This window comes from Komagataeibacter kakiaceti JCM 25156 (genome assembly GCF_000613305.1).
Genome location: NZ_BAIO01000144.1, coordinates 1 through 5,203 on the forward strand (window position 1 = coordinate 1; position 5,203 = coordinate 5,203).

General features: G+C 67.8%; 3 pseudogenes. All 3 read left to right on the top strand.

The window, feature by feature from the left end:
• The first annotated feature begins 259 nt into the window (after nt 1-259).
• Nucleotides 260-3,095: pseudogene (locus JCM25156_RS22995) on the top strand (DNA translocase FtsK 4TM domain-containing protein).
• A pseudogene (locus JCM25156_RS09110) lies at nt 3,092-3,855 on the top strand (RluA family pseudouridine synthase). Before JCM25156_RS22995 ends, JCM25156_RS09110 begins: the two co-directional pseudogenes overlap by 4 nt.
• Nucleotides 3,837-5,203 (top strand): annotated as a pseudogene (locus JCM25156_RS09115) (hypothetical protein); the annotation flags it as partial. The pseudogenes JCM25156_RS09110 and JCM25156_RS09115, both read left to right, overlap by 19 nt.

Sequence of the window (5,203 nt, forward strand, 5' to 3'; positions counted from 1 at the left end):
CGCCGGTCGCGGCGGACCGGCTGCTGTTTGAAAGACGGCACGGCGCCGCCTGTCTGTTCGGCTGGCGGCATGATGCGGGCGGCGTGACATAATTCATTGCCGTATTTTATATGCCCGGCCTTCTGTCCATGGGGCCGACGGGGTTATAGTCACCCCTTTGGCGGAAATGGTGGCACGATACGCAGTGGTCATTTCCCCCGTGCCACTGGTCCCGGCAGGCGGATGCGTGCCGGGATCATACTGATCAGGATGTGGGTTTTTGGCGATCTTCAGCCGTTTTATCCCTGACTCGCTGTCTTCCGCGCCCGTGCGCTCGCGCCTGCGCGAACGGTTGGCCGAAGCTGGCGGGCTGGGGCTGTGGGGTCTGGCGCTATGTCTCGCCATCGCATTGTGGAGCTATGACCCGCGCGATCCCTCGGCCAATACATCCAGCGCCCAGCCCCCGGCCAACCTCATGGGGCGGCCGGGCGCGTACATGGCCGATCTCATGCTTCAGGATTTCGGAATCGTGGGGGTCGTCGCCATCCTGTGCCTGCTGGCGTGGGGGTGGCGTCTGGTCCGTCATCATGGCCTGGCTTCGGCGCTGCTGCGTTTCATCGCCCTGCTGTGCGGGCTGCCGGTCATCGCGGCCGATATCGCCGCACTGCCCCTGCTGGTTCCGGGTATTCCCGCATGGCTCTGGCCAACCGGGGCCGGGCTGGGCGGGGCGGTCGGCCTGTCCGTCGCCCATCTGTCCATTCAGGCCGCAACCGGGTTTATCGGGCGTGGCGGGCCACTCATCGTCTGGGTGCTGGGGCTGGTTCTGGGCGGCCTGCTCCTGCTGCTCGCCTTTGCGCTATCCCTGTCGGAATGGAAGGGGATCGGCCGGGCCATACGCTTCGTGCTGCGCCAGCCCGTGGTTGTGGTCCGGTGGCTGCGGCATCTGGCCGGACAGGCGCGGGACACGACACTTCCCCCTGCCGAAAGCGGTTATTCCCCGCGCCCGCCAGCTCCCGACCATTCATCGCCGCTGTCCGCCGCGCTTGCATCCGCGCTGGAACCCCGCGCTCCCATGGGGGGTGAAGCGGAGCCATCCGTCGCCCCCGTGGCGGATGCGGATACAGTTCCCGCGCACACCTCCACCCCCGGCACGGCCATGATGCCGGTGACGGAGGCGCCCGCGTCAAAGCCGGTTCCGCCACCCGCTGTGAAAAGCATGCCCGCCATGGCGAAACCGCCGGAGGAAGCGCCCCGCCCGGCACTGGGCGGCCGCCCCGCGAAGGTGTCGCTACAGACAAGCTGGATGCACCCGCCCGGCATGGATGAGGAAATCACCCAGCCCCTGCTGGGCGGGAACCCCCTGCCATCTGACCGCCTGCCTTGGCATGAGGATCCCACGCCGGCCGGGAGCGATCCCATCGCCCTCCCGGCGCGGGAGGATCTGCCCGCCGCCGTGACGGAACCCGCGCGCCCGACGCTTCTGTCCCGCTTCTTCTCCGGTGGCCGGGCCACGCCGGAGCCGGAACCTACATCCGTGGCGGAAGGGTACGCGCCGCCCCCCACGGCCATGGCGGAGGAGGCGGAATACATCCCGTCGCCCCAGCCCCAGTGGCAGTTCCCCCCGCTTTCCCTGCTCAGGCCCCCGCCGGAGAACGCGGCCACCAAACCGACCGATGAACTGTTGCAGGCCAACGCGGCCCATCTCGTTACCGTGCTGTCGGAATATGGCGTGCAGGGTGAGATCGTGGCCTATCACGCCGGTCCGGTTGTCACGCTGTACGAACTCCAGCCCGCACCGGCATCCGCGCCGCGCGCGTGGTCGGCCTTGCGGATGACGTGGCGCGCTCCCTGTCCGTGCTGAGCGTGCGCATCGCAACCGTGCCGGGGCGCAATGTCATCGGGATCGAGGTGCCCAACGCCCGGCGCGAGACGGTCTATTTCTCCGAACTGCTCATGGATCCGCAATGGTCGCATGCGCGGGCCCGGCTCAATCTCGCGCTGGGCAAGGATATTGCGGGCGAATCGGTGTACAGCGATCTCGGCTCCATGCCCCACCTGCTCATCGCGGGCACGACCGGGTCGGGCAAGTCGGTTGGCGTGAACGCATGATCCTGTCATTGCTCTACCGTCTCTCGCCCGAGCAGTGCCGCCTGATCCTGATCGACCCCAAAATTCTTGAACTCTCGATTTACGAGGGCATTCCCCACCTCATGACCCCGGTCGTGACGGAACCGGCCAAGGCGGTGGCGGCGCTCAAATGGGCGGTGCGCGAAATGGACCGCCGTTACCGCGCCATGGCGCATCTTCAGGTGCGCAACATCGCCAGCTACAACGACCGCGTGGCCGAAGCGCGCGAACGTGGCGAGATCGTGACCCGCCGCGTGCAGACCGGCTACGACCCGGAAACCGGCAAGCCGACGTTCGAGGAACAGCAGCTCGCCCTCGATTCGCTGCCATATCTCGTGATCGTGGTGGACGAGATGGCCGATCTCATGATCGTGGCGGGCAAGGAAATCGAGGCCCTGCTGCAACGCCTTGCCCAGAAGGCGCGCGCGGCGGGCATCCACCTGATCCTTGCGACGCAGCGCCCGTCGGTCGATGTGATTACCGGCACCATCAAGGCCAACTTCCCCACGCGCATTTCCTTTCAGGTCATCAGCAAGTTCGACAGCCGGACCATCCTGGGCGAGCAGGGGGCCGAACAGCTTCTGGGCCGGGGCGACATGCTGTTCATGCAGGCGGGTGGCCGCATTACCCGCGTGCATGGGCCGTTCGTGGATGATAGTGAGGTTGAGGCCGTCGTGGCGTTCCTGCGCACGCAGGGCGAGCCGATCTATGATGATGACGTCATTTCCCCACAGGAAGATGACAGCGCGGGCAAGCCCTTTTCCGCGCCCGGTGGCGGGGCCGAGGAAGATGGCCTGTTCGCCCAGGCGGTCGAGGTCGTGGCGCGCGAAGGCAAGGCGTCCACCTCCTTCATCCAACGTCATCTGTCGATCGGCTATAATCGCGCGGCCAAGATTATCGAGCAGATGGAAAAGGAAGGTCTGGTCAGCGAGGCCAACCATGTCGGGCGGCGTGAAGTCCTCATGCGGCGTCCCACGGAAGAGGAATGAGCGCAAAGTCCCCTCCGCGCCGGACGGTGCGGGCACAGCCTTCCGGGCCGCCACCCTTTACGGTCCTGTATCGCGATAACAGGTTCGTGATCATTGACAAGCCGCCCGGCCTGCCAGCCCATCCCGGCCGGAGCGGCGGCCCGAGCGTGGAGGACTGGTTCCCCCGGCTTTCACGCCACCGCACGGCCCATGGCTGGCCCACAGGCTGGATCAGGATACATCGGGCTGCCTTGTCATCGCCCTGCGCAAGCAGGCGCTGGTCGCGGCGCAGGCGTGTTTCGCGGCGGGGCGGGCGCGCAAGACATACTGGGCCATCGTGCACGGCGCGCCCGGCGGGCTTTCCGGCGTGGTCGATGCGCCGCTTGCGCGGGTGGAGCAGGGGCGTCAGTGGTCCATGCAGCCGGTGGCGACAGGCGGGCAGGACGCCCGCACGCGCTGGCGTGTCATGGGGCGGGGCCGGGACACGGCGGGCCAGCCCATAAGCTGGCTGGAACTGGAGCTGGAAACGGGGCGAACCCATCAGGCCCGCGTGCATTGTGCCGTAATGGGCTGCCCCATACTGGGCGACAGCCGATATGGCGCGCGCGGGGAAGGGGCGTTATACCTCATGAGCCGGAGCATTCATCTGCCACTGGACATTCCCGTACACGCCACGGCCATGCCACCGGAACATATGCGCCGTCTCATGGCACAGGCAGGCTGGTCCCTCCCGCCTGGCAACGTGGAAAAGGAAGCAACACGGTGTTCGCCCACACATTGACGCAGGAACTGATGCGCGTGCTGGAACGGCCGGACCTGCGCGTGATTGCGGGGGCCCGGCGGATCCTGCTCGATCCGGCGCTGGATCTTCCCTTCCGTATCCTGCCCGATGGGGGAATCGTGCTGGGCATGCCCACGCAGGGGCGGCAGGACGTCACGGCCTTCTACCTGCGCCAGGCGCTGGAACTGGCCATCATGCTGGAAATCGCGCCGGACCGGCCGGTATGCGCCGCCTTCTGCGCGGCGCGCACGGCGGCGCTGTTCTGGTATCTCGATACCGGCAGGCAGGACGTGGACGCCCCGGCCCCGTGGGTGCCACAGATGGCGGGACACCCCACCCCACCCGTTCAGGATCTGCGGGAAATCTGGTCGTGTCTTGCGCCCCTGCAACCGCCGCCTGCCCGGACGGCCCGGGACGGGTTCACCCCGGGGGCCTATGATGCGCTACAGGCCCTGTGGCCCCTGCTGGGCCCGACCGAGGCGCTCATGGCCACCGGCGGCGACGCCCGGCTGAGCGTGGACCCGGCCACCGGGCTCAACCATTACGGCTGTTCGCACCGGCCCCGGCCCTGGGCCATTACGTTTGCCTCGTCCACCGCGTCCTCCCTGTCCGAACGGGGCTTCGCCGGGGCGGAGAAGGCGCGCCTGGCGCTTCTGGCCGGGGCGCTGCATGGCCGGCTGGAAGCCACGGCCTGCAATCTCGATGCCGGGATACAGACCCGTCTGGCCGCTCATTTTGGTCTGAGGGAGGATGAAGGCGTGGTGCTGGCGCCTTCGGGCACGGATTGCGAACTGTACGCGCTGGCCTTCGCGACCCTTGCGCCGGGCGGCCGGCCTGTCGGCAATATCCTCATCGCCCCGGAGGAAACCGGCAGCGGCGTCCCCCTGGCCGCCACCGGCTGCCATTTCGCCAATGATACCGCGCGCGGCGTGGCGGTGGCGTGCGGCACGCGGATCGAAGGGTTTCCGGCCGATACGCTTGTGGCCAATGTTCCCATGCGCGATGCGGAGGGTCATGTCCGCGCCCCGGCTGATGTCGATGCGGATACCTGTCGCCTGACACAGGAAATGCGCGAGGCCGGGCGGCATGTGCTGCTGCACCGGCTGGACCTGTCCAAGACCGGCCTGCTCGCGCCGGGGCTGGAGGCGCTGGAACACGCCAGCCAGCCCGATCCCGCAAGTGGTGACCGCCCGGATGTGGTGGTGGACGCCTGTCAGGCCCGGCTCGATCCGGCACGGGTCCGCGCCTATCTGGACAAGGGCTGGATGGTGATGGTGACCGGCTCCAAATTCTTTACGGGTCCGCCCTTCTGCGGGGCGCTGCTGCTTCCGGCGGCGGTAAGGCGCAG